Genomic DNA, 22490 nt, shown 5'->3' on the forward strand with positions numbered 1-22490 from the left:
GACGGCATCAGCGCTTGTCGCCGCGCTGGCCGCCGCGCACTTCGGCTGCGCGCAGGGTCGGCGCCAGCTTGTCCAGTACGCCGTTGACGAACTTATGCCCGTCGGTGGCGCCGAACACCTTGGCCAGCTCGATGCCCTCGTTGATCACCACACGGTACGGCACGTCGACGCGATGGGTCATTTCCCAGGTGGACAGGCGCAGGATAGCCAGTTCGACCGGGTCCAGTTCCTCCAGCGGGATATCGAGGAACGCGGCGAAGGCGCCATCGATTTCCGGCTTGTTGTGCGCAACGCCGGTGAGGATTTCGTGGAAGTAGGCGCCATCGACACCGGCGAAGTCGTTGTCGACGCGGAACTGCGCTTCGATCTCGTTGAGCGACTGGCCGGCGATGTGCCACTGATAAAGCGCCTGCATCGCCAGGCTGCGGGCCACGCGACGTTGCGCGATCCTGCCCTTCGCCGGCTTGGCCGGCTGCTGGTCGTCCCGGTTAAGACTCACTTGGCCTCCAAGGCCGCCAACAGGCTGACCATTTCCAGAGCGGACAGCGCGGCTTCCGCGCCCTTGTTGCCGGCCTTGGTGCCGGAGCGCTCGATGGCCTGCTCGATGGAGTCCACGGTCAGCACGCCGAACGCGACCGGCACGCCGAACTCCATGGAAACCTGGGCCAGGCCCTTGGTGCATTCGCCGGCGACGTATTCGAAGTGCGGAGTGCCACCGCGGATGACCGCGCCAAGGGCGATGATCGCCGCGTACTCGCCCTGCTGGGCGACTTTCTGCGTGACCAGCGGGATCTCGAAGGCGCCGGGCGCGCGGATCAGGGTGATGTCGGCTTCCTTGACGCCGTGGCGGACCAGGGCGTCGACCGCCCCGCTGACCAGGCTTTCGACGACGAAGCTGTTGAAGCGGCCAACCACCAGGGCGAATTTGCCTTGGGGGGCGATGAAGGTACCTTCGATGGTCTTCAGAGGCATGGATGGGTCTCGATCTGTATAAAGAGCCGGGCGTCACTCGCCCCGAAAATAAGCTTTTTGCTCCCCTTGCCCAGGTGCGGGAGAGGGCTGCGCGTGAAGCCACAACACCCTCTCCCGCCCTTCGGGCACCCTCTCCCATGAACGGAAGAGGGTCATCGGAAGCGGCCCTGCGGGCCGCCTGTCAATCGGCGGGCAGGTATTCTACAACCTCCAGGTCGAACCCGGATATCGCATTGAACTTCATCGGCGAACTCATCAGGCGCATCTTGCGCACGCCGAGGTCGCGGAGTATCTGCGAGCCGGCGCCGACCGTGCTGTAGGTGCTCGGCGTCTTCGCGGTGCCGGCATCGGCCTCGCGGATGTGCGCGAGCACTTCGTCGCCGTCCAGCGAATGGCCGAGCAGCAGCACTACCCCACTGCCCGCGCGGGCCACTTCGGTCATCGCCGCGCGCAGGCTCCAGCGGCCCGGCTGGCGGACCATCAGCAGGTCGCGCATCGGGTCCATGTTGTGCACCCGCACCAGCGTCGGCTCTTCCGGGCAGATGCTGCCGAGGGTCAGCGCCATGTGCACGTCGCCCTCCACCGAGTCGCGGTAGGTGACCAGGTTGAAGGGACCGACTTCGCTGTCCAGCGGCTGTTCGGCGATGCGCTGCACGGTTCGCTCGTGGATCAGCCGGTAGTGGATGAGGTCGGCGATGGTGCCGATCTTGATCCCGTGCAGCTCGGCGAAGGCCTCGAGTTCGGGCCGGCGCGCCATGCTGCCGTCGTCGTTCATCACCTCGCAGATCACCCCGCTCGGCTCGAAACCGCCCATCCGCGCCAGGTCGCAGGCCGCTTCGGTGTGGCCCGCACGAGCCAGTACGCCGCCGGATTGCGCCATCAACGGGAAGATGTGGCCGGGGCTGACGATGTCTTCGGCCCTGGCGTTCTTCGCCGCGGCGGCCTGCACGGTACGCGCGCGGTCGGCGGCGGAGATGCCGGTGGTGACGCCTTCGGCGGCCTCGATCGATACGGTGAACTTGGTGCCGAAACCGGAGCCGTTGCGCGGCGCCATCAGCGGCAGCTTCAGCGTTTCGCAACGCTCGCGGGTCATCGGCATGCAGATCAGCCCGCGGGCGTAGCGCGCCATGAAGTTGATGTGCTCGGCCTGCACGCATTCGGAGGCCATGATCAGGTCGCCTTCGTTTTCGCGGTCTTCGTCATCCATGAGGATGACCATCTTGCCCTGGCGGATGTCTTCGACGAGTTCTTCGATGCTGTTGAGTGCCATGGTTGGCGAATCCTTACTTGTTCAGGTAGCCGTGCTCGGCCAGGAAACTTTCGCTGATGCCGGAGGCGGCGGGCTCAGCGGCCTTGTCGCCGAGCAGCAGGCGCTCGATGTAGCGTGCCAGCAGGTCGACCTCGAGGTTGACCTGCCGCCCGGGGCGGTAGTCGGCCATGATGGTTTCGGCGAGCGTGTGCGGGACGATGGTCAGCTCGAACTCGGCGCCATTCACCGCGTTCACCGTCAGGCTGGTGCCATCGACGGTGATCGAGCCCTTCAGCGCGATGTACTTGGCCAGCTCGCGCGGCGCGCGGATGCGGAACTGCACGGCGCGGGCGTTCTCCTCGCGGGAGACGACTTCGCCGACACCGTCGACGTGGCCGCTGACCAGATGACCGCCGAGGCGGCTGGTGGGGGTCAGCGCCTTTTCCAGGTTCACCGGGCTGCCGCTCTTGAGACCGGCCAGCGCGGTGTGGCTGAGGGTCTCGCGGGAAACGTCGGCCCAGAAGCCGTCGCCGGGCAACTCCACCGCGGTGAGGCAGACACCGTTCACCGCAATGCTGTCGCCGAGCTTGACGTCGCCCAGGTCGAGCTTGCCGGTCTGCACGTAGAGGCGCACGTCGCCGCCCTGGGGCGTCAGCGCGCGGATGCTGCCGATGGCTTCGATTATGCCGGTGAACATACGACCTCCCGCGCGAGCCGCGCAGAAGCCGTCGAACGGCTGAGGAAATACAACAGTGACATCGTGAGACTCCTGTTTTTAAGAAAAACAGGGCACGTCGATCGAAAGGGATTGCAGGGGCGCGCCTGAACGCTGCCCGTGGTGGCATCCCGTTCTCTCTTCATCCGGACTATGACCGTCGGCCCCGGGATCACACCGGGTCTGCTGACCTCGCCGCCCCGTGTGGGGTAAGACGAGCGCTCGCGGGCTCGACGCATTGCGCGCCATCACCGCCGGTGGGGAATTGCGCCCCGCCCTGAGAACGTTCCGGCCAGCTGAATGGCCGGACGGCGTTTTTAGCACAAAATGCCGCAGGGCCGGAAGCGCAAAGGCGTCTCGCAGCCCTCGCGGCGACGGTTCGGGGACGATCGGAGCTAGTGAGTGACGGGGCGGGCGACGATCAGCCAGTCATCGCCGACGGCGCGGATATCGGCGATCTTCAACGCGCGCGCTTCGGCCATGCGCTCCAGCGGCAGCTCGAGCAGCGGCCGCGCAGCGGAACCGAGGAAGCAGGCGGCGACGAACAACTGGTACTCGTCCACCAGCCCCTGCCGGGCGAAAGCGCCAGCCAGTTGCGCGCCGGCCTCCACCAGCACCTCGTTGGTGCCACGCGCGGCCAGCTCGACGAGCAGCGCGCGCAGGTCGACATGGCCGTCGTCCCCGCCCAGCGCCAGCAACTCGTGCCCGGCCGCCGCGTAACGCTCGCTCGCGGCCGCGCCGGTGCTCGCCACCAGGGCCGGGCCGGCCTGGAAGAACGGCGCATCCAGCGGCACGCGCAGGCGCCCGTCGACCAGCACGCGCAACGGCGCGCGGCCGGCGGCCAGGGCCGTCTGCTCGGCATCCAGGCCCAGCTCGTCGGGACGCACGGTGAGCCGCGCGGCATCCGTCAGCACGGTGTCGGCGCCGCTGAGGACCACACCGGACTGCGCGCGCAGGCGCTGCACCGCGGCACGCGCGGCCGGCCCGGTGATCCACTGGCTCTCACCGCTGGCCATCGCCGTGCGGCCGTCCAGGCTCATCGCCAGCTTGACCCGCACGTAGGGCAGGCCCTGTTCCATGCGCTTGATGAAACCCGGGTTGAGCGCCCGCGCCTCGGCCTCGAGCACACCGGAGGCCACCGCGACGCCGGCCGCGGCCAGACGCTGCAAGCCCTGACCGGCCACCTGCGGATTGGGGTCCTGCATCGCCGCGACCACCCGTGCGACGCCGGCCTGCAGCAGCGCATCGGCGCACGGCGGCGTGCGTCCGTGATGGCTGCAGGGCTCCAGCGTGACGTAGGCGGTGGCGCCATGCGCGCGCTCGCCGGCCTGGCGCAGCGCGTGGACTTCCGCGTGCGGCTCGCCGGCACGCAGGTGCCAGCCTTCGCCGACGACCTCGCCGTTGCGCACGATGACGCAACCGACACGCGGGTTGGGATGGGTGGAATACAGGCCCCGGCGCGCCAGCTGGAGGGCGCGGGCCATGTGGCGGATATCGTCTACCGGCGCGTCGCTCATTGCTTGGCTGGCTCGCGGGACAACCGCTCGATCTCCTCGCGGAATTCGTTGAGGTCCTGGAAGCGCTTGTAGACCGAGGCGAAGCGGATGTAGGCGACCTCGTCGAGTTTCTGCAGCTCGGTCATCACCAGTTCGCCGAGCACCAGCGACTTGACCTCGCGCTCGCCGGTGGCGCGCAGCTTGCTCTTGATGTGGGCGATGGCCTCTTCGAGGCGCTCGATGCTGACCGGGCGCTTCTCCAGCGCGCGCTGCATGCCGGCGCGCAGCTTCTCTTCGTCGAACGGCTGGCGGCTGCCGTCCTGCTTGATCAGCCGCGGCATTACCAGCTCGGCGGTCTCGAAGGTGGTGAAGCGCTCCCCGCAGGCCATGCATTCACGCCGACGGCGCACTTGATCGCCCTCGGCAACCAGCCGCGAGTCGATGACCTTGGTGTCGTTGGCGCTGCAGAAGGGACAGTGCATGGCAGGGTGCAATAGAGAAAACGGGCGGCCATGGTAGCGCATCCTCCCGGCAAGACAAGACGAGGACTTTGCGCTATACAGGCGCCCTGCCGAAGGCAGGATGGCGTTGTCATACAGTCAACCGAAGCGATGGAATTTACCGATGCCCCTACGCCCGTTGTGCCTGCTTTTCCTTGCCACCCTGCTCGCCGCCTGCGCCAGCACGCCCGAACCCTCCGCCCCACCCGCACAGAAGGCCCCGGCGAAACCGGTGGTCACCGAGCTGAGCCTGCCGGACTACATGCGCGAGCTGGTCGGCACGCTTAATACGCCGCCGGCGGGTAGCGAAGTGGAACTGGCGCTGCTGGTGATCGACGAGCGCGACCGTCCGCAGCAACTGCTCAGCAGCCTCAAACTGGCCGGCACCGGTGGCGCCCTGCCGTTCCGCCTGCCGTTCAACCCGACCGCCTTCCCGGCCGATGCCCGCGTCGAGTTGCGCGCCCGTGTCGTCGAATCCGGCGTGCTGACCCTGCGCCTGCAGCCGCAGCGCATCACCCGCGCGGAAACCCAGACGCTCGGCGCACTGGAGCTGGAAGTCGCGCCGTGACCCCGAGCCCGGCCCTGCAGCGGGCGATCGAGGATCTCCTCGGCGATGCGCACTTGCTGCCGCAGCGGTTGCCGGGCACCGATCTGTCGTTGTGGCTGATCGACCCGGCGAACATGCAGCGCGCCTTCAGCCCGGAGGAAACCCGGCGGATTCTCGACGAGCCGCCGTACTGGAGCTTCTGCTGGGCCAGCGGCCTGGTGCTGGCGCGCTGGCTGGCGCAGCAGCCGCAATGGGTGCGCGGCAAGCGCGTGCTGGATTTCGGCGCCGGCTCCGGCGTGGCGGCGATTGCCGCGGCCAGGGCGGGCGCCGCGGAAGTCGTCGCCTGCGATCTCGACCCGCTGGCCCTGCAGGCCTGCCGGGCCAACGCCGAACTGAACGGGGTGACCATGGGCTATTCGGACGACTTTTTCGCCGAGGCTGATCGCTTCGACCTGATCCTGGTCGCCGACGTGCTTTACGATCGCGCCAACCTGCCGCTGCTCGACCAGTTCCTCAGCCGTGGCCGCGAGGCACTGGTCGCCGATTCGCGGGTCCGCGATTTCCAGCATCCGCTGTACCGCCGCCTCGACCAGAGGGAAGCCTGCACCTGGCCGGACCTGGCCGAACCCGCAGAATTTCGCCACGTCAGCCTCTATTACGCCCGCCGCGCCGGCTGATCGGGACTTGCTTCACGACCAAAGCGCCCCCACTTATAGTTCTGCCACTTTTCTGCCTTGCCGAGACAATCCATGAGCGACCTGCCCCATATCTTCGACGTATCCGGCGCCGCCAACTTCGAACAGCTGGTGATCGAGAATTCCTTCCACAAGCCGGTGCTGGTGGATTTCTGGGCGGAATGGTGCGCGCCCTGCAAGGCGCTGATGCCGATGCTCGCGCAGGTCGCCGAGAGCTATCGAGGCGAACTGCTGCTGGCCAAGGTCGACTGCGACGCCGAGCAGGAGATCGTCGCGCGCTTCGGCATCCGCAGCCTGCCCACCGTGGTGCTGTTCAAGGACGGCCAGCCGGTGGACGGTTTCGCCGGCGCCCAACCGGAATCCGCGGTGCGCGCGATGCTCGAACCGCACGTGCCGATGCCGCCGCCGGAAGCGGCCGACCCGCTTGAAAGCGCCCAGGCGTTGTTCGACGAAGGCCGCATCGGCGACGCCGAGGCCCAGCTCAAGCAACTGCTGGGTGAAGACAACGGCAACGCGGCGGCGCTGATTCTCTATGCGCGCTGCCTGGCCGAACGCGGCGAGCTGGAAGAGGCCGAGGCGGTGCTCGGCGCGGTCAAGGGCGACGAGCACAAGCAGGCGCTCTCCGGCGCCCGCGCGCAGCTGACGTTCCTGCGTCAGGCCATCGACCTGCCCGACGCCGCGACGCTGAAAGCGCGTCTGGCGCAGAACGCCGAAGATGACGAGGCCGCCTATCAACTGGCGGTTCAGCAGTTGGCGCGCCAGCAGTACGAGGCCGCGCTGGACGGGCTGCTGAAACTCTTCGTACGCAACCGCAGCTACGCCGATGGCCTGCCGCACAAGTCGCTGCTGCAGGTGTTCGACCTGCTCGGCAGCGATCACCCGCTGGTCACCACCTATCGCCGGCGGCTGTACCAGGCGATCTATTGATCCCGCCGGATCAGCCCTCGATCCAGCGATAGACAGGCGTCTCGCCGCCGTTCTCCATCTTCACCTGCTCGCAATGCCGCAAGCGCACCAACAGGCGCTTGCCGGCCTGCGTGCTGCCGGCCAGCGCAGACAGATCCGCCAGCAACTGCGGCCCCTCCATCTGTTGCGCCTGGCGCAAGAGGTCCTGCGCCATCTGCCAGCGGCCGTCTTCCGCTGACGCCGACGGCGCCACCTTCGCCGCCGCCGCAGCCGGCTCCACCTGGACCCTCTCCGCCAGCAGCGCCCACTCCTGCGCATCCAGCTCAAGCGTCAGATCCACCGGCCAGTCGCCGACCTTCCCGCAAATTCGCACCATGCCACGCTCCTCTCATCGAACACGCATGCTCCCATGGTGCGAGGAATGACACCACGTCGCGCTGGCATTCTTCGCCAAAACCTTGTTATAACGTAACGACAAATGTCTCACCACCCGGAGAATCCGATGCGCCGCCTCCTGCTCGCCCTGCCCTTCGCCCTGATGCCCCTGGCAATCGCCCAGGCCCACGATGACGATCATGACCACGAACACGGCAGTCTCGGCAAACATGAACATGGCGTCGCCGCGCTGAACGTGGCGCTGGACGGCAAGACCCTGGAAATCGACCTGGAAAGTCCGGCGATGAACATCGTCGGCTTCGAGCACAAGGCCAACAGCGTCGCCGACAAGGCCAAGGTTTCTGCCGCCCATGCACAGCTGGAAAAACCGCTGGTGCTGTTCAGCCTGCCTGCCGCCGCGGGCTGCACGGTGACCGAGCAGGCACTGGAAAGCCCGCTGTTCGGCAACGCCAAGGCGCACGCGGATCACGATGACGACGAGCACGTCGGACACGAACACAGCGACGTCGACGCCGAATACAAGCTCAGCTGTGCCACGCCCGAAGCCCTCAAAACCCTCGACCTCTCGGCCTTCTTCAGCCAGTTCCCGGCGACCCAGAAGGTCAACGTCCAGTTGATCGGCCCGAACGGCCAGCAGGGTGCCGAGGCCACCCCGGCCAGCCCCACGCTGAACTTCTGAACCTTGCGCGGGGCAGCCAGGCCGCTCCGCGCCTTCACCTTACTTCTCCGGCAGCGCAATGACCTCTTTGCTCGAACTCAACGACCTCGGCTTCGCCTGGCCCGGCCAGGAGGAACTGCTGGATATCCCGCAGTTTCGCCTCGAACGCGGCGAAACCCTGTTCCTGCGCGGCCCCAGCGGCAGCGGCAAGACCACTCTGCTCGGCCTGCTCGGCGGCGTGCAGAAGGCCGGACGCGGCAGCATTCGCCTGCTTGGCGAGGAACTTGGCAGAATGTCCGCCGGCGCCCGCGACCGTTTTCGCGTCAACCACACCGGCTACATCTTCCAGCAGTTCAACCTACTGCCGTTTCTTTCGGTGCGGGAAAACGTCGAGCTGCCGTGCCGCTTCTCGCGCCTGCGCAGCCAGCGCGCGCACCAGCGCCACGGCAGCGTGGCGCTGGCCGCCAGCGAACTGCTCGCTCACCTTGGGCTGCCGCCCGCACTGCACGAGCGCCGCGCCGATGCGCTGTCGATCGGCCAACAGCAGCGGGTCGCCGCGGCGCGCGCGCTGATCGGCCAACCGGAGCTGGTGATCGCCGACGAGCCAACCTCGGCGCTGGACAGCGACACCCGCGAAACCTTTCTCGAACTGCTTTTCGCCGAATGCCGCGCCGCCGGCTCCAGCCTGCTGTTCGTCAGTCACGATCAGGGCCTGGCACCGCTGTTCGACCGCAGCCTGTCGCTGGCCGAACTCAATCGCGCCGCCCAACCCGCCGGAGTCTGAGATGCACCTGTTCCGCCTAGCCCTGGCCAGCCTCGCCAACCGGCGCTTCACCGCGCTGCTGACGATGTTTGCCATCGCCCTCTCGGTGACCCTGCTGCTCGCCGTCGAACGCGTGCGCACCGAAGCCCGCGCCAGTTTCGCCAGCACCATCAGCGGCACCGACCTGATCGTCGGCGCGCGCTCCGGCTCGATCAACCTGTTGCTTTACTCGGTGTTCCGCATCGGCAACGCCACCAACAACATCCGCTGGGACAGCTTCGAAACAGTCGCCGCCGACCCGAAAGTGAAATGGGCGATCCCGATCTCCCTGGGCGATTCGCACCGCGGCTACCGGGTGATGGGCACCAGCCAGGCGTACTTCGAGCACTACCGTTACGGCCGCAGCCAGGCCCTGCAACTGCGCGACGGCCGCGCCTTCGCCGACGACCCGTTCGAGGTGGTGCTCGGCGCCGAGGTGGCCGATGCGCTGCACTACAGACTCGGCGACCGGATCGTCCTCGCCCACGGCGTTGCCACGGTCAGCCTGGTCCAGCACGCCGACAAGCCGTTCATCGTGGTCGGCGTCCTCGCGCGCACCGGCACGCCGGTGGACCGCACGCTGCACATTTCCCTCGCCGGCATGGAGGCGCTGCACGTCGACTGGCAGAACGGCGTGCCGGCTCGCGGCGCCGGCAAGGTCAGCGCCGAACAGGCGCGACACATGGACTTGACGCCCAAGGCGATCACCGCCTTCCTGCTCGGCCTCAACAGCAAGGTCGCAACCTTCGCCGTGCAACGCGAGATCAACGAGTTCCGTGGCGAGCCGCTGCTGGCGATCCTGCCCGGCGTGGCGCTGCAGGAACTCTGGAGCCTGATGCGCACGGCGGAGAAAGCGCTGCTGATGGTCTCGCTGTTCGTCGTGCTGACCGGGCTGATCGGCATGCTCACGGCGATTCTCACCAGCCTCAACGAGCGCCGTCGCGAGATGGCCATCCTGCGCTCGGTCGGCGCGCGGCCCTGGCACATCGCCGGGCTGTTGATCGTCGAGGCCTTCGCGCTGGCCGCCGCCGGCGTGGTGGTGGGCGTCATGCTGCTGTATATCGGCATCGCCGCCGCGCAGGGCTTCGTGCAGAGCACCTATGGTCTGTATCTGCCGCTGTCGCTGCCAAGCGCCTATGAATGGCAGATGCTCGGCGGCATCCTCATCGCCGCGCTGCTGATGGGCTGCATCCCGGCCTGGCGCGCCTATCGACAATCGCTGGCCGATGGCCTGACCATCCGCGTATGAAAAAACCACGCGCGCTTTTGCTCCTGCTACTCGCACTGAGTCTCCCGGCATTCGCCGCTTCACCGCGCGAGCTGACCTGGGAGGCACTGATCCCGGCGGACGCCCCGGCCGCTCCGCCACCGGTGGCCATGCACGATCTGTCGCAGCTCGGCGACGCCCTCTCAGCAGAGTCGGCGCCCCCGGTCGCGCAACAGCGCCCGTCCGAACCGACGGTGCGCGAACTCGACGGTGTCTCGGTGAAACTGCCGGGCTACATCGTGCCACTGGATGTCAGCGAGGAAGGCCGGGTGACCGAGTTTCTCCTGGTGCCCTACTTCGGCGCCTGTATCCACGTACCGCCGCCGCCGTCCAACCAGATCGTCCACGTGAAGAGCGAAAACGGCGTGCTGCTGGACACCCTTTACCAGCCGTTCTGGATCGAAGGCACCCTCAAAGTAGAGCAGAGCCACAGCGATCTGGCCGAATCCGGATATGCCATGCAAGCCGGCAAGATCTACCCTTACGAAATGCCGGATCAGTGATTTCTCCACGCCGAAAAACGCTTGCGATAGCCCGAGAAACGGCTGACAAAGCGCCGCAACCCTACAAAAGTATCCGTTGAGCTAAATCAACAAGCCTTTCGGCCACCTCCTTACCATAGCCTCCAGCCAATACAAACACAGACTCGACTGGAGTTACTTATGCGCAAGTCCCTGTTCACCCTTAGCGTGCTGGCCATGGCTCTCGCCGCTCCGCTCGCACAAGCATTCGAAGCGGGCGACATCATCGTTCGTGCCGGTGCCGTTACCGTCAGCACCCATGAAGACAGCTCCGGCGTCAAAGTCGACCGCGGCAGCCTCGCAGGCACCGACCTCGGCGGCAAGGCAACCATGGACAACGATACCCAGCTGGGCCTCAACTTCGCTTATATGGTGACCGACCATGTGGGTGTTGAACTGCTCGCGGCAACCCCGTTCACCCACGATGTAAACATCAAAGGTGCAGCCCTCGGTAACGGCAAACTGGGTACGCTGAAACACCTGCCGCCCACGCTGAGCCTGGTCTATTACCCACTGGACAAGAAGTCCGCCTTCCAGCCCTACATTGGTGCCGGTATCAACTACACCTGGATCATGGATGGCGATACCAGCAGCGAAGCCGAAGCTGGCGGTTTCCGCAATCTGCAAGCCGACAACAGCTGGGGCTGGGCAGCACAGATCGGTGCCGACTACATGTTGACCGACAATCTGCTGATCAACGCACAGGTTCGCTACATCGATCTCGACACTACCGCCTACGTCGACAACGTCGACCTGGGTGTACGCGCCAAGGTTGACGTCGACGTCAGCCCGTACGTCTACATGATCGGCCTGGGCTACAAGTTCTAAGCCGAACCGAAATTAAAACAGGCGCCCAGGCGCCTGTTTTTTTGCCTGCAGAACTCAGCGACCGAGAAGTCGGCCCAGCCCTGCGCGCATGGGCGTAGTCCGCCCGAGGTCGTAGCGACGTAGCAGGCGTGCGTTGTCAGCCCGGGAATGGCGGATATCGCCTGCGCGCGCAGGCAGGTGAGCGATCTCCGGCAAATCGCCCAGCACGTCACCGATGGCCTGAAGCAACTGCAGCAAGGTGGTTGCCTTATTCAGCCCCACATTCACCGCCCCCACTTCGACCGATGCCGCATTCAGCGCCTGCACCAGCACGCCGACCAGATCGTCGATGTAGAGAAAATCCCGGGTCTGTTCCCCATCGCCAAAAACCGTGATGGGCAAGCCTTTGGCTGCCCGCTCGGTGAAGATGCTGATGACGCCCGAGTAAGGCGACGAAGGATCCTGGCGCGGGCCGTAGATATTGAAGAAGCGGAATACCGCCGGCTCCAGGCCATGCTGGCGCCGGTAGAAATCCAGGTAGTACTCGCTGGCCAGCTTGTCCGAGGCATAAGGGGTCAATGGAGACTTCGGCGTGTCCTCGTCTATCGCGGCGCCCTCGCCGTTCTGGCCGTAAACCGCGGCGCTGGAAGAGAACAGCACGCGCTTCACGCCATGGGTACGCATCGCCTCACAGACATTCAACGTACCAATGAAATTGCTGCGGTGAGTGGCCACCGGATCGTCCACCGAAGCTTGTACGGAGGCCACAGCAGCCAGGTGCGCCACGGCAGCGCAGCCTCGCATCGCCGCAAGGACGCAGTCGGCATCGGCGACGTTGCCCTCAAGCACTTCGAGACGCTCATCGTGGAGCGGAAGGTTATCCCGCTTGCCGGTCGAGAAGTCGTCCAGCACCCGAACGCACTGCCCGCTCGCGAGCAGGGCATCCACCAGGTGGGAGCCGATGAAACCAGCGCCGCCGGTGACCAGGATGGGCGAATCAGACATGGCGGTAAAAACGGTCCAGTAGTGAGGGCAGCCCGGAGCGCCAGGCGCGCGGCTTGATGCCGAATGTATTGAGGATCTTGCGGCACGCCAGCACCGCATGTTGCGGCTCGTCGGCGGCGTCGGCGCAGGCGGCATGTGCCTGGGCCGTGGGCTCGTTGACGGTGAAGGAGCGGAAGGCCCGCGCCTCCGCCAGCACGGCCTGCCCCAAAGTGAGCGCCGTGGTCGCTTCGTGGGCGCCGTAGTGGTAGGTGCCCCAGAGCGGCGCCGCGCAATCCAGCTGCTTCAGGACCGACAGCATGACCCGTGCTACGTCATCGACCGGGCACGGATTGCCGCGGCGGTCGTCGGCAAGGAGAAGCTCTTCGCGCGTCTGCGCCGCCGCGAGAAAGCGGCCGAGAATGCCGTCCTTGCTGTCGTCGAGCAGCCAGCCGAACCGCAGCAGCACGTGCCGCGGGCAGGCGGCGCGCACGCTCTGCTCGATCCGCCAGAGCGCCTGGCCCCTCAGGCCGAGCGGTTGTGGCTCGTCTTTCTCGCTGTACGCGGTCGCCCGCGCGCCATCGAAAACTTGGTAACTGGAAGGCTGCAGCAGAAGGATCTGGTGGTACTGGCACAGCTCGGCCAGCCGCTCGACGGCGCGCTCCTGAGTCTCCAGGCGCGCCACATCGGCGTCCGCGCGCTGGAACCAGTCGAAATAGAATGCCAGGTTGATCAGCGCATCCGGGCGAGTGTCATCGAGCAGCTGGGTCAGGCTGGAGGCGTCCCAGCCCTGATCAGGCGGGCGAGGCGCGAGGAAACCGATGTTCTCCTCGGCGCCGAGCCGGATCAACGCCTGTCCCAGCGCATTGCCCCCACCCAGAAGCATCAGGCGCATGTGCATGCGAAGCGGATTCCTAGAACGGAATGTCGTCGTCGAAGCTGTCGTAGTCCGGAGCAGGCTGTGCGGCGGGCTGCTGTTGCGGACGCGACTCGCGCGGGGCCTGCTGCTGCGGCTCGCGCTGCGGTTGCGGACGCTGCTGGCGCGGGGCCGAATCGCCATCGTTACCGCCGCGGCCGCCGAGCAGCTGCATGGTGCCGCCCATGTCGACGACGATTTCGGTGGTGTAGCGCTTCACGCCGTCCTTTTCCCACTCGCGGGTCTGCAGACGACCCTCGATGTAGCATTGCGAACCCTTGCGCAGGTACTCGCCGGCGATTTCCGCGACCTTGCCGAAGAACACCACGCGGTGCCATTCGGTACGCTCCTGATTCTGACCGGTCTGCTTGTCTTTCCAGCTGTCGGTGGTTGCCAGAGTCACGTTGGTGACGGCGTTACCATTGGGCAGGTAGCGGGTTTCCGGGTCGCCGCCGACGTTGCCGATCAGAATGACTTTGTTAACCCCACGGGCCATGACGTTCTCCTAGGCTTCGGCACGCCGCGGCGCCGGATCGACCAGGCGCTCGAGGGACGTGCGGTCCAATTGTTCGGTATCCACTTTGACGTAGGCGGCGGCCTCTTCGACCACCACCATGGCATCCGCCACTCCGGGCACTGCCAGTAAACGCTCGGCCAAACCCGCGTCCGCTGCCGCGTCGGGCGACAACGGCAGGCGCAGGCTGGTGACATAAGGCGGTTCGCGCATGGTAACAGCAAACGCCAGCCAAATCGCACAGAGCACGGCGCAGCCGATGAAGACCGTGGCCAGCCCGCCATGCTGGTAGAACCAGCCACCGAGGATGCCGCCGACCGCCGCGCCGAGGAACTGGCTGGTCGAGTACACACCCATCGCCGTGCCCTTGCCACCCGCCGGCGAGACCTTGCTGATCAGCGAAGGCATGCTGGCCTCCAGCAGGTTGAAGGCGGTGAAGAACACAACGGTGCCGACCACCAATGCCGTTAGGCTGCTGCCGAACAGCCAGAAGAACAGCTCGCAGATCAGCAGCACGCTGATCGCCCCCAGGAGTACGCGCTTCATCTTGCGCTTCTTCTCGGCATAGATGATGAACGGCACCATCGCGAAGAAGCCGATCAGCAGCGCGGTGAGGTAGACCCACCAGTGCTCTTCCTTGGGCAGGCCGGCGCGCTCGACCAGCGCCAGCGGCAGGGCGACGAAACTCGACATCAACACCGCGTGCAACGCCAGGATGCCGAAGTCCAGACGCAGCAGTTGGCCGTTGCGCAGGGTGGCGCCGAGCGCCTGCTTGGCTACGCCGGACTCGCGGTGCTGCAGGCGGACGTCCGCACGCGGAACGATGAAGGCGATGATGAGGATGCCGACGATGGCCATGGCAGCGGTGACCCAGAACAGCCCGGAAAGGCCGAAGGCGCGGGTCAGCAGCGGGCCGACCACCATCGCCACGGCGAACGACAGGCCGATGCTCATGCCGATCGCTGCCATCGCCTTGGTCCGGTGCTGCTCGCGGGTCAGGTCGGACAGCAGCGCCATGACCGCGGCCGAAATTGCCCCAGCGCCCTGCAGCACCCGGCCGGCGATCACGCCCCAGATGGAGTCGCCATTGGCAGCGAGGACGCTGCCGGCAGCGAAGATCAGCAGGCCGATATAGATCACCGGAAGTCGGCCGATGCGATCGGAGATGATGCCGAAGGGAATCTGCAGCACGGCCTGGGTCAGGCCGTAGGCGCCGATGGCCAGGCCGATGAGCGCGGGCGTGGCGCCGGCGAGGTCCTGCCCATAGGTCGCCAGCACCGGCAGCACCATGAACATGCCCAGCATGCGGAAGGCGAACACCAACGCCAGGCCACCGGCGGCGCGGGTCTCACTGCCACTCATGCGATCGCTGTACGGATCGTGCATTTGACTCTGCCACCCCTGTTACGAACAGGGCGGGGATTCTACCAGCCCCCATCCCCAAGAGCCCGCGCAAAAGCAGCGAGCGGCGGCTAAACCCTCGCGCACCCTGCCGGTCAGAGAAAGACCGCGGCGCCCTGACGCGCCGGCTCGCCGATCCGTATACTCATGGGTTTTCGCCCGCCATGCGAGGCTGTTTTGGACAAGATCCTGATCCGTGGGGCTCGTACCCACAACCTGAAGAACATCGACCTCACCCTCCCCCGCGACAAACTCATCGTGATCACCGGCCTGTCCGGCTCCGGAAAATCGTCCCTGGCCTTCGACACGCTCTACGCAGAGGGGCAGCGCCGCTATGTGGAGTCGCTCTCCGCCTACGCCCGGCAGTTCCTCTCGATGATGGAAAAGCCCGACGTGGACACCATCGAAGGGCTGTCCCCGGCGATCTCCATCGAGCAGAAGTCCACCTCGCACAATCCGCGCTCCACCGTCGGCACCATCACCGAGATCTACGACTACCTGCGCCTGCTCTATGCCCGCGTCGGTACGCCGCGCTGCCCGGACCACGACATCCCGCTGGAGGCGCAAACCGTCAGCCAGATGGTCGATCAGGTACTGGCGATGCCCGAGGGCGCCAAGCTGATGCTGCTCGCGCCGATCATTCGCGAGCGCAAGGGCGAGCACCTCTCGGTGTTCGAGGAAATGCGCGCCCAGGGCTTCGTCCGCGCGCGGGTCAACGGCAAGCTCCACGAACTCGACGACCTGCCCAAGCTGGACAAGCAGAAGAAGCACACCATCGAGATCGTGGTCGACCGTTTCAAGGTGCGTGCCGACCTGCAGCAGCGCCTGGCCGAGTCCTTCGAGACCGCGCTGGGCCTGGCCGACGGCATCGCGCTGGTGGCGCCGATGGAAGGCGAAACCGGCGAGGAAACCATCTTTTCGGCGCGCTTCGCCTGCCCGGTCTGCGGGCACTCGATCAGCGAGCTGGAACCGAAGGTGTTTTCCTTCAACAACCCGGCCGGCGCCTGCCCGACCTGCGACGGCCTCGGCGTTAAGCAGTTCTTCGACGCCAAGCGCCTGGTCAACGGCGAGCTGACCCTCGCCGAAGGGGCGATCCGCGGCTGGGATCGGCGCAACGTCTACTACTTCCAGATGCTCGGTTCCCTGGCCAGCCACTATGGCTTCAGCCTGGAAACGCCGTTCGGGCAGATCGGTGCCGACGACCAGAAGGCGATCCTGTTCGGCTCGGGCCGCGAGAGCGTCGACTTCCGCTACCTCAACGACCGGGGCGATATCGTCAAGCGCTCGCACCCGTTCGAGGGGATCATCCCCAACCTCGAACGGCGCTACCGCGAGACCGAATCGCAAACCGTGCGCGAGGAGCTGGCCAAGTTCCTCAGCACCCAGCCCTGCCCGGACTGCAACGGCACGCGCCTGCGCCGCGAGTCGCGCCATGTGTGGGTGGGCGAGAAGACACTGCCGGCGGTGACCCGCCTGCCGGTCGGCGATGCCAGCGACTATTTCGCCGGGCTCGAGCTGACCGGACAGAAGGGCCAGATCGCCGACAAGATTCTCAAGGAAATCCGCCAGCGCCTGGAGTTCCTGGTCAACGTCGGACTCGACTACCTGACCCTCGACCGCAGCGCGGACACCCTATCCGGCGGCGAGGCGCAGCGCATCCGCCTGGCCAGCCAGATCGGTGCCGGCCTGGTCGGGGTGATGTACATCCTCGACGAACCCTCCATCGGTCTGCACCAGCGCGACAACGAGCGCCTGCTCGGCACGCTCAATCACCTGCGCAACCTGGGCAACACGGTGATCGTTGTGGAGCACGACGAGGACGCCATCCGCCTCGCCGACTACGTCGTCGACATCGGCCCCGGCGCCGGCGTGCATGGCGGGCAGATCGTCGCCGAGGGCACACCGCAGGAAATCATGGATCACCCCGACTCGCTCACGGGCAAGTACCTCTCCGGCCGGGTGAAGATCGCGGTGCCGACGCAGCGCACCCCGCGCGACAAGAAGAAACTGCTCAAGCTCAAGGGCGCGCGCGGCAACAACCTACAGAACGTCAACCTGGAAATCCCGGTTGGCTTGTTGACCTGCGTGACCGGGGTGTCCGGCTCGGGCAAGTCGACGCTGATCAACAACACGCTGTTCCCGATCACCGCCACCGCGCTGAACGGCGCCACCACGCTGGAAGCGGCGGCGCACGATAGCTTCGACGGCCTGCAGCATCTGGACAAGGTGGTCGATATCGACCAGAGCCCGATCGGCCGCACGCCGCGTTCCAACCCGGCGACCTACACCGGCCTGTTCACACCGATCCGCGAGCTGTTCTCCGGTGTGCCGGAGGCCCGCTCGCGCGGCTACAACCCGGGGCGCTTCTCCTTCAACGTCAAGGGCGGCCGTTGCGAGGCCTGCCAGGGCGACGGCGTGATCAAGGTGGAGATGCACTTCCTGCCGGACATCTACGTGCCTTGCGATGTCTGCAAGGGCAAGCGCTACAACCGCGAGACCCTGGAAGTGAAGTACAAGGGCAAGAGCATCCATGAGGTGCTGGAAATGACTATCGAAGAAGCCCGCGAATTCTTCGAAGCGGTTCCGGCGCTGTCGCGCAAGCTGCAGACGCTGATCGACGTGGGCCTTTCCTACATCAAGCTGGGGCAGAGCGCGACGACGCTGTCCGGCGGCGAGGCGCAGCGCGTCAAGCTGTCGCGTGAGCTGTCCAAGCGCGACACCGGCAAGACGCTGTACATCCTCGACGAGCCCACCACCGGCCTGCACTTCGCCGACATCCAGCAGTTGCTCGACGTGCTGCACCGGTTGCGCGACCACGGCAACACCGTGGTGGTCATCGAGCACAACCTGGACGTGATCAAGACCGCCGACTGGCTGGTGGACCTCGGCCCGGAAGGCGGCTCCAAGGGCGGCCAGATCATTGGCAGCGGCACGCCCGAAGAGCTCGCCGCCCTACCGCAGTCCTACACCGGGCATTTCCTCAAGCCTCTGCTGGAACGCGACAAGGCCTGAGTGCAGCACAAAAACAAAAAGCCCCGCATTCGCGGGGCTTTTTCGTTGATGCCGGCTCTACATCTTCGACTGCAGGTAGTTCTGCAAGCCGATACGGTCGATCAGACCCAGTTGCTGTTCCAGCCAGTAGGCGTGGTCTTCCTCGGTATCCTTGAGTTGTAGCTCAAGGATTTCGCGGCTCTCGTAGTCGCCGCACTTCTCGCAGAGCGCGATACCCTGTGCCAGCGCCGCACGCACCTGGTATTCCAAGGCGAGGTCGGCCCGCAGCATTTCCGGCACGCTGGTGCCGGTATTCAGCGGTTCGGGAGTCATGTCCGGTACGCCTTCGAGGAACAGGATGCGCTTGAGCAACGCGTCCGCGTGCTGGGTTTCCTCTTCCATCTCGTGGTTGATCCGCTCGTAAAGCTCGGTGAGTCCCCAGTCGGCATACATCCGCGAGTGCAGGAAGTACTGGTCGCGAGCGGCCAGCTCGCCCTTGAGCAGACCGATGAAATAATTGATGACTTCCGCTTCGCCGCGCATGTCGAGCTCTCCAGGAAAAACGCCAAGGTGTTGGATTATCGCCTAAAAGGCGATGACTCAGAGCAACACCGACGACGGGACATAAAAAATTTCGCCTGTCAAGCATCATCGAAAGATAGGCGAGATGCCCGAAGTCTATATGGGACAAGGGCTTGAGTCTTCTCGCCGGCCCTTCGCGCGGTTCCGCGCAAACAGGCTAGGAGCCACATAAGGGCAACGCGGTTGCGGGCTCCGGCGTGTCCGAGCGTGCATCCACGCTCGGCGTTGGCGGCGATGATATGACGAGGCTCCCCCGAGCCATAGCCCAAAGCAAAAAGCGCAGGTCGATGGCCTGCGCATTTTGTTTGCAGCGGGTACGGCACCGCATCTATGCAGGCGGCGCATCGCGTCGGGGCGCGGGTGGCGCTTTCGGCGGTGCCGTCCCTTTCCTGAATCCCCGATCCCGCGCCATGAACGCTTCCAGCATGTGCGGAATCAGCGTCACGGCATCGACCGCTTCGCCGTAGGTCTGCGCGTGCAGCGCGGCGTAGCGGTCGAGGTCGGCTTTGAGGCTGGCCGGGCATGTGAAGGTCAGCTTGACGCTGGTGCTGGAAGGCAGCGGTCCGAGCCGCAGTTTGTTCGTGCTCATCGTGACGACCCCCTGTTGAAGAACAGCGGCTGGTACGGCTGAAGTACCAGGTCGCGGTTGACGATGATGCGCACCGGCAGGCCGGGCCGGTTGGTCAAGGTGGGCTGGATGTTCAGGTTGCGGCGCGTCACCTCCTGGCCGATCTGGTTCACCGTGTCCTGCACGCTGTCGCGGCCGGCGATGATGACGCGGTTGCCGTCCTGGCGGTTCTCGGGGGTGGCCAGTTCGGCACCGATGCCGAGCAGCGTGGTCAGCGCCGCGCCGGCGAAGATCCGATCCCAATGCCAATCGACACCATCCTCCAGGCCGGCATAGCCGGCCGGGTCGCTGCCCACCAGATTGTCGAGCTGAACCGATGAGGTGTCCGGCAGGATGATGCGATGCCACACCATCTGGATGCGCGTCTGCCCGTAGCTGACCTGGCTGTTGTAGCGGCCCATCAGGCGCGAGCCCTGCGGGATCAGTGGATAACGGCCGGTGGCCGTGTCGTAGACCGTTTCCGTCACCGTGGCGATCACGTCACCCGGCAGGTCGGACTTGATGCCCGTCACCAGCGCGGCCGGGATCACCGTGCCGGCCATCACCTGATACGGCGAGACAGGCATTTGCAGATTCCCGGAATTACGGGTTTGCGTGGAACCGGCTTGTGACAGAAACGCCTCCTTCTGCTCCTGCCGGTTCTGCACGGCCGTGGGGTCGAGCGACTGCGCGGCCGTCGAGGCCGGCCCGGCCGCCAGCGGGTCGAAGGCCGCGTTCGACGCGAACGCAGGCGCGGCGGCCTGGGCTGGTGCCGCCGCCGTGGCGCGCTGCCCGCCCGAGCGGAAGAACACCGACGAGGCAGCCGCTTCCTCGGCCTCCTTCAAGCGGGCCAGGCGCTCGGCCTCGGCCGGGTCGTGGCCGGATGGCGGGTAGCCTTGCGCACGCTGCTCGGCGCGCAGGATCGGCCCGCCCAGGTCGCCGGGCAAGGGCTCGCCCAGCATCGGCACCTCCGGCGGCAGCGCGGGTGGCAGTTGCGAGTAGTCGGCGGGCAACTGCGCCAGCCCTTCGGAGCGCGACACGCGATCGACGTTGTACAGCTCGGCCTGCTCGCCTGCGCCCCGACGTTGCGGGGCTTGCAGCGACCAGATCGTCGCGCCCAGCACGGCGGTGGCCATGCCGCCGACCAGCACCGCCAACATGCGCCGGTTCAGGCGCGTGACCGGGCGCGGTTGGGCGCGCAGCGCCACCGCCTCGGGCGCCAGCTTGCCGGCCGGTGGCGCGGCAAGCTCGGGGGTATCGTCCTGGCTCATGGTCAGTTCCCCCGCGTGACGCCATCGGTACGTTCGATGCGCACGATGTCGCCCTTCTTGCCGCCCAGACGCAGTTCAGCCGCACCGAACAGCCGGTCCACGATGTAGTACGGCGAGCGGAAGCGGTAGTTCACCAGTTGCCCGTCGCCCTGCGCGCCGATCACGAACAGCGGCGGCAGCTCGCCCTGGGCGATGCCGGCGGGAAACTGGATATAGACCTTCTCGCCATCGTCGAAGGCGCGCAGCGGCTTCCACGGCGCATTGCTGCCGCTGATCGCGTAGCGGAAGCGGATGTTTTCCAGCGACAGGCCCGTATCGAGCGGCGCGGCGACGCTGGCCGCCTGCGCCTGGCGCTGCAAGGACAGCATCCGGTCCCTCGGGTAGTCCCAGGACACCGAGGCCATCCACGCCTTCTCAGTCGAGGTCAGCTCGATCAGGTAGGTGCGGCGGCTGGTGGTGATGACCAGATTGGTTTTGAGGCCCGAGCGGATCGGCTTCACCAGCACATTGACGCGCAGCTCGTCACCGCCGCCGCTGGCCGTGTCGCCGACGATCCAGCGCACGGTGTCGCCGGCGGCGACCGTCACCAGCTCCTCGCCGGGCTGCAAGGCAATCACCGTCACCCGGCCCGGACTGGCATAGACCTGGTACAGCGCGCCGTCGGTGAAGGGCCAGACCTGAATCGCGTTGACGTAGCCCTCGCGCGTGGGGGCGACGCGCGCCTCCGCGTTGGCGCGGGACACGCGCACGCGCTCGTCCGTGGGCTCGGGCGTCGGTGGCGGCTCCACCGTCTCGGGCAACGGCATCAACTGCCCCGGCAGCGGCAAAGGTTCGGGCACCGCGACCACCTCCACCGGCTTGGGCAGTTCAGGCAGCGGCTGCGCCTGCACCGGCTCGTCGAGGGTGATGGTCGGCGGCTTGCGCGGTGTGGCACAGCCGGTCAGCGCAATGGCGACCACTGCAACAGCGTAAAAGCGGAAAGACGTTTTCATGGCCTGCCTCCTTCGGTCGAATCGAGTTCGCGGCTCCACGACAGGCCGTTGACGTAGATGCCCAGGGGATTGCGGCGCAACCGCGCCTCGGTGCGGGGGAGTTGCAGCACGATGGACACCACCGCCGTCCAGCGCTCGATGCCCGCCGCCGCGCCGTTGACGTAGCGGCGCTCGGTCCAGCGAATCTGGAACGACGCATCGCTGGCGCGCACGACGCTGTTGATCTCCACCGTCACCGTTTCCCGGCCGATGCGCGCGAAGGGATCGTTGGCCCGCGCGTAGTCGTTGAGCACCGCCGCGCCGCGGTCGGTGGTGTAGTCGTAGGCGTCCAGCCAGTTCTGCCGGACGACGATAGGGTCGATGGACAGCGAGCGCACCAGCGTGACGAAGCGCGCCAGGTGGTGCGCGATCTGCGCGTCGTTGGGGCGGTACGGCGTGGCCGCCTCGCCGACAGCGCGCACCTGCCCACCGTGATCCACTTCCACCACATAAGGTGTGACGATGGATTGCGCCGAGCGCCACACCAGGCCGCCGGCCATCAGCAGCGCGAGCGTCAGGCAACCGAAGGCCATCAGCCGCCAGTTCTTCGCCTGCACGCGGGGCGAGCCGATGCGCTCGTCCCACACCTGTTCGGCGCTCTGGTACGGCGTGGCCGGCTGCGGCGATTCGGCATAGCGCACCTGCGGTCGTTTGAATCGCATGGC

General features: G+C 66.3%; 25 protein-coding genes and 1 riboswitch. Of the genes, 9 read left to right on the plus strand and 16 right to left on the minus strand.

Translation table 11 applies throughout. The annotated features are described in order from the left end of the window. Positions 1 to 7 precede the first annotated feature (7 nt). The 6 genes from nusB to nrdR form a co-directional block, all read right to left on the minus strand. Positions 8 to 499, minus strand: coding sequence for a transcription antitermination factor NusB (nusB, locus tag QMX85_RS10605; protein WP_282340680.1), 492 nt, complete (start codon positions 497 to 499; stop codon positions 8 to 10). Continuing rightward, entirely contained in the window at positions 496 to 972 is a 477-nt protein-coding gene (gene ribE / locus QMX85_RS10610; RefSeq protein WP_090225314.1) for a 6,7-dimethyl-8-ribityllumazine synthase, read from the minus strand. The genes nusB and ribE overlap by 4 nt, the downstream gene beginning before the upstream one ends. A 181-nt stretch (positions 973 to 1153) precedes the next feature. Continuing rightward, a complete protein-coding gene (gene ribBA, locus QMX85_RS10615) occupies positions 1154 to 2242 on the minus strand; it encodes a bifunctional 3,4-dihydroxy-2-butanone-4-phosphate synthase/GTP cyclohydrolase II (protein WP_090225313.1) in 1089 nt (362 codons plus the stop codon). Between the two features lie 13 nt (positions 2243 to 2255). Next, positions 2256 to 2918 (minus strand): riboflavin synthase, encoded by a 663-nt coding sequence (locus QMX85_RS10620; protein ID WP_282340684.1) that lies wholly within the window; start codon positions 2916 to 2918, stop codon positions 2256 to 2258. A gap of 147 nt (positions 2919 to 3065) precedes the next feature. Then, positions 3066 to 3225, minus strand: a riboswitch (FMN riboswitch). Between the two features lie 106 nt (positions 3226 to 3331). Beyond that, positions 3332 to 4453: a bifunctional diaminohydroxyphosphoribosylaminopyrimidine deaminase/5-amino-6-(5-phosphoribosylamino)uracil reductase RibD gene (gene ribD / locus QMX85_RS10625; RefSeq protein ID WP_282340686.1), complete on the minus strand. Its 1122-nt coding sequence runs from the start codon at positions 4451 to 4453 to the stop codon at positions 3332 to 3334. Then, on the minus strand, positions 4450 to 4914 hold the full coding sequence (gene nrdR / locus QMX85_RS10630) for a transcriptional regulator NrdR (RefSeq protein ID WP_273230288.1): 465 nt from the start codon (positions 4912 to 4914) through the stop codon (positions 4450 to 4452). The genes ribD and nrdR overlap by 4 nt, the downstream gene beginning before the upstream one ends. A gap of 142 nt (positions 4915 to 5056) precedes the next feature. Between nrdR and QMX85_RS10635 the strand changes: the two genes are divergently transcribed. The 3 genes from QMX85_RS10635 to trxA all read left to right on the plus strand — a co-directional run bounded on the left by QMX85_RS10635 (position 5057) and on the right by trxA (position 7101). Continuing rightward, positions 5057 to 5500, plus strand: a complete 444-nt coding sequence (locus QMX85_RS10635) for a YbaY family lipoprotein (RefSeq protein WP_282340689.1) — start codon at positions 5057 to 5059, stop codon at positions 5498 to 5500. After that, complete coding sequence (locus QMX85_RS10640) at positions 5497 to 6156, plus strand: 50S ribosomal protein L11 methyltransferase (protein ID WP_282340691.1); 660 nt, start codon at positions 5497 to 5499, stop codon at positions 6154 to 6156. The genes QMX85_RS10635 and QMX85_RS10640 overlap by 4 nt, the downstream gene beginning before the upstream one ends. A 72-nt stretch (positions 6157 to 6228) precedes the next feature. Further along, positions 6229 to 7101, plus strand: coding sequence for a thioredoxin (gene trxA, locus QMX85_RS10645; protein ID WP_282340693.1), 873 nt, complete (start codon positions 6229 to 6231; stop codon positions 7099 to 7101). Between the two features lie 10 nt (positions 7102 to 7111). Here trxA and QMX85_RS10650 read toward each other — a convergent pair whose 3' ends face one another. Then, positions 7112 to 7456 carry a hypothetical protein gene (locus QMX85_RS10650; protein ID WP_282340695.1) on the minus strand — a complete coding sequence of 115 codons (345 nt, stop codon included), beginning with the start codon at positions 7454 to 7456 and terminating at the stop codon, positions 7112 to 7114. Positions 7457 to 7582: 126 nt separating this feature from the next. Between QMX85_RS10650 and QMX85_RS10655 the strand changes: the two genes are divergently transcribed. From QMX85_RS10655 to QMX85_RS10675, 5 genes are all read left to right on the plus strand, one after another. Then, positions 7583 to 8155: a DUF2796 domain-containing protein gene (locus tag QMX85_RS10655; protein WP_282340697.1), complete on the plus strand. Its 573-nt coding sequence runs from the start codon at positions 7583 to 7585 to the stop codon at positions 8153 to 8155. A 58-nt stretch (positions 8156 to 8213) separates the two neighbouring features. Beyond that, positions 8214 to 8918, plus strand: a complete 705-nt coding sequence (locus tag QMX85_RS10660) for an ABC transporter ATP-binding protein (RefSeq protein ID WP_282340699.1) — start codon at positions 8214 to 8216, stop codon at positions 8916 to 8918. A gap of 1 nt (position 8919) precedes the next feature. After that, entirely contained in the window at positions 8920 to 10185 is a 1266-nt protein-coding gene (locus QMX85_RS10665; protein WP_282340701.1) for an ABC transporter permease, read from the plus strand. After that, positions 10182 to 10706 carry a DUF3299 domain-containing protein gene (locus QMX85_RS10670; RefSeq protein WP_282340704.1) on the plus strand — a complete coding sequence of 175 codons (525 nt, stop codon included), beginning with the start codon at positions 10182 to 10184 and terminating at the stop codon, positions 10704 to 10706. The genes QMX85_RS10665 and QMX85_RS10670 overlap by 4 nt, the downstream gene beginning before the upstream one ends. Before the next feature lie 159 nt (positions 10707 to 10865). Continuing rightward, a complete protein-coding gene (locus QMX85_RS10675; RefSeq protein WP_282340706.1) occupies positions 10866 to 11552 on the plus strand; it encodes an OmpW family outer membrane protein in 687 nt (228 codons plus the stop codon). A 54-nt stretch (positions 11553 to 11606) separates the two neighbouring features. On the opposite strand, the gene QMX85_RS10680 is transcribed toward QMX85_RS10675, so the two are convergent. Genes QMX85_RS10680 through QMX85_RS10695 form a run of 4 tightly spaced genes read right to left on the minus strand, consistent with a single transcriptional unit; the run spans position 11607 to position 15328 of the window. After that, positions 11607 to 12536: an NAD-dependent epimerase/dehydratase family protein gene (locus QMX85_RS10680; protein WP_282340708.1), complete on the minus strand. Its 930-nt coding sequence runs from the start codon at positions 12534 to 12536 to the stop codon at positions 11607 to 11609. Beyond that, positions 12529 to 13413 (minus strand): sugar nucleotide-binding protein, encoded by an 885-nt coding sequence (locus QMX85_RS10685; RefSeq protein ID WP_282340710.1) that lies wholly within the window; start codon positions 13411 to 13413, stop codon positions 12529 to 12531. Before QMX85_RS10685 ends, QMX85_RS10680 begins: the two co-directional genes overlap by 8 nt. Before the next feature lie 13 nt (positions 13414 to 13426). Further along, positions 13427 to 13924, minus strand: a complete 498-nt coding sequence (locus QMX85_RS10690) for a single-stranded DNA-binding protein (RefSeq protein WP_090225276.1) — start codon at positions 13922 to 13924, stop codon at positions 13427 to 13429. A gap of 9 nt (positions 13925 to 13933) precedes the next feature. Then, complete coding sequence (locus QMX85_RS10695; RefSeq protein ID WP_090225275.1) at positions 13934 to 15328, minus strand: MFS transporter; 1395 nt, start codon at positions 15326 to 15328, stop codon at positions 13934 to 13936. 192 nt (positions 15329 to 15520) lie between these two features. Between QMX85_RS10695 and uvrA the strand changes: the two genes are divergently transcribed. Further along, positions 15521 to 18355, plus strand: coding sequence for an excinuclease ABC subunit UvrA (gene uvrA, locus QMX85_RS10700; RefSeq protein ID WP_282340714.1), 2835 nt, complete (start codon positions 15521 to 15523; stop codon positions 18353 to 18355). A gap of 57 nt (positions 18356 to 18412) precedes the next feature. Here the strand turns inward: uvrA and bfr are convergent, their stop codons facing one another. The 5 genes from bfr to trbF all read right to left on the minus strand — a co-directional run bounded on the left by bfr (position 18413) and on the right by trbF (position 22487). Then, positions 18413 to 18877: a bacterioferritin gene (gene bfr / locus QMX85_RS10705; RefSeq protein ID WP_090225273.1), complete on the minus strand. Its 465-nt coding sequence runs from the start codon at positions 18875 to 18877 to the stop codon at positions 18413 to 18415. A gap of 367 nt (positions 18878 to 19244) precedes the next feature. Then, on the minus strand, positions 19245 to 19505 hold the full coding sequence (locus QMX85_RS10710; protein ID WP_031643423.1) for a DUF2274 domain-containing protein: 261 nt from the start codon (positions 19503 to 19505) through the stop codon (positions 19245 to 19247). Continuing rightward, complete coding sequence (locus tag QMX85_RS10715) at positions 19502 to 20794, minus strand: TrbI/VirB10 family protein (RefSeq protein WP_031643424.1); 1293 nt, start codon at positions 20792 to 20794, stop codon at positions 19502 to 19504. The genes QMX85_RS10710 and QMX85_RS10715 overlap by 4 nt, the downstream gene beginning before the upstream one ends. 2 nt (positions 20795 to 20796) lie before the next feature. Then, on the minus strand, positions 20797 to 21786 hold the full coding sequence (trbG, locus tag QMX85_RS10720) for a P-type conjugative transfer protein TrbG (protein WP_181119332.1): 990 nt from the start codon (positions 21784 to 21786) through the stop codon (positions 20797 to 20799). Then, positions 21783 to 22487, minus strand: coding sequence for a conjugal transfer protein TrbF (trbF, locus tag QMX85_RS10725; RefSeq protein WP_031643427.1), 705 nt, complete (start codon positions 22485 to 22487; stop codon positions 21783 to 21785). Before trbF ends, trbG begins: the two co-directional genes overlap by 4 nt. Positions 22488 to 22490 lie beyond the last annotated feature (3 nt).

Origin of the sequence: Pseudomonas sp. PS02288 (assembly GCF_029959715.1) — a bacterium.
GTDB classification, from domain to species: Bacteria; Pseudomonadota; Gammaproteobacteria; order Pseudomonadales; family Pseudomonadaceae; genus Pseudomonas_O; species Pseudomonas_O kuykendallii.

What these genes read in the sequence shown, in the direction of transcription:
- QMX85_RS10685 (WP_282340710.1), bottom strand. Translation starts at nt 13,413, where the DNA reads ATGCACATGCGCCTGATGCTTCTGGGTGGGGGCAATGCGCTGGGACAG.
- trbG (WP_181119332.1), bottom strand. Translation starts at nt 21,786, where the DNA reads ATGAAAACGTCTTTCCGCTTTTACGCTGTTGCAGTGGTCGCCATTGCG.
- trxA (WP_282340693.1), top strand. Translation starts at nt 6,229, where the DNA reads ATGAGCGACCTGCCCCATATCTTCGACGTATCCGGCGCCGCCAACTTC.
- QMX85_RS10690 (WP_090225276.1), bottom strand. Translation starts at nt 13,924, where the DNA reads ATGGCCCGTGGGGTTAACAAAGTCATTCTGATCGGCAACGTCGGCGGC.
- bfr (WP_090225273.1), bottom strand. Translation starts at nt 18,877, where the DNA reads ATGCGCGGCGAAGCGGAAGTCATCAATTATTTCATCGGTCTGCTCAAG.
- ribE (WP_090225314.1), bottom strand. Translation starts at nt 972, where the DNA reads ATGCCTCTGAAGACCATCGAAGGTACCTTCATCGCCCCCCAAGGCAAA.
- QMX85_RS10635 (WP_282340689.1), top strand. Translation starts at nt 5,057, where the DNA reads ATGCCCCTACGCCCGTTGTGCCTGCTTTTCCTTGCCACCCTGCTCGCC.
- QMX85_RS10620 (WP_282340684.1), bottom strand. Translation starts at nt 2,918, where the DNA reads ATGTTCACCGGCATAATCGAAGCCATCGGCAGCATCCGCGCGCTGACG.
- QMX85_RS10650 (WP_282340695.1), bottom strand. Translation starts at nt 7,456, where the DNA reads ATGGTGCGAATTTGCGGGAAGGTCGGCGACTGGCCGGTGGATCTGACG.
- nrdR (WP_273230288.1), bottom strand. Translation starts at nt 4,914, where the DNA reads ATGCACTGTCCCTTCTGCAGCGCCAACGACACCAAGGTCATCGACTCG.
- ribBA (WP_090225313.1), bottom strand. Translation starts at nt 2,242, where the DNA reads ATGGCACTCAACAGCATCGAAGAACTCGTCGAAGACATCCGCCAGGGC.
- ribD (WP_282340686.1), bottom strand. Translation starts at nt 4,453, where the DNA reads ATGAGCGACGCGCCGGTAGACGATATCCGCCACATGGCCCGCGCCCTC.
- QMX85_RS10680 (WP_282340708.1), bottom strand. Translation starts at nt 12,536, where the DNA reads ATGTCTGATTCGCCCATCCTGGTCACCGGCGGCGCTGGTTTCATCGGC.
- QMX85_RS10670 (WP_282340704.1), top strand. Translation starts at nt 10,182, where the DNA reads ATGAAAAAACCACGCGCGCTTTTGCTCCTGCTACTCGCACTGAGTCTC.
- QMX85_RS10655 (WP_282340697.1), top strand. Translation starts at nt 7,583, where the DNA reads ATGCGCCGCCTCCTGCTCGCCCTGCCCTTCGCCCTGATGCCCCTGGCA.
- QMX85_RS10675 (WP_282340706.1), top strand. Translation starts at nt 10,866, where the DNA reads ATGCGCAAGTCCCTGTTCACCCTTAGCGTGCTGGCCATGGCTCTCGCC.
- QMX85_RS10710 (WP_031643423.1), bottom strand. Translation starts at nt 19,505, where the DNA reads ATGAGCACGAACAAACTGCGGCTCGGACCGCTGCCTTCCAGCACCAGC.
- QMX85_RS10660 (WP_282340699.1), top strand. Translation starts at nt 8,214, where the DNA reads ATGACCTCTTTGCTCGAACTCAACGACCTCGGCTTCGCCTGGCCCGGC.
- QMX85_RS10715 (WP_031643424.1), bottom strand. Translation starts at nt 20,794, where the DNA reads ATGAGCCAGGACGATACCCCCGAGCTTGCCGCGCCACCGGCCGGCAAG.
- QMX85_RS10665 (WP_282340701.1), top strand. Translation starts at nt 8,920, where the DNA reads ATGCACCTGTTCCGCCTAGCCCTGGCCAGCCTCGCCAACCGGCGCTTC.
- QMX85_RS10695 (WP_090225275.1), bottom strand. Translation starts at nt 15,328, where the DNA reads ATGCACGATCCGTACAGCGATCGCATGAGTGGCAGTGAGACCCGCGCC.
- trbF (WP_031643427.1), bottom strand. Translation starts at nt 22,487, where the DNA reads ATGCGATTCAAACGACCGCAGGTGCGCTATGCCGAATCGCCGCAGCCG.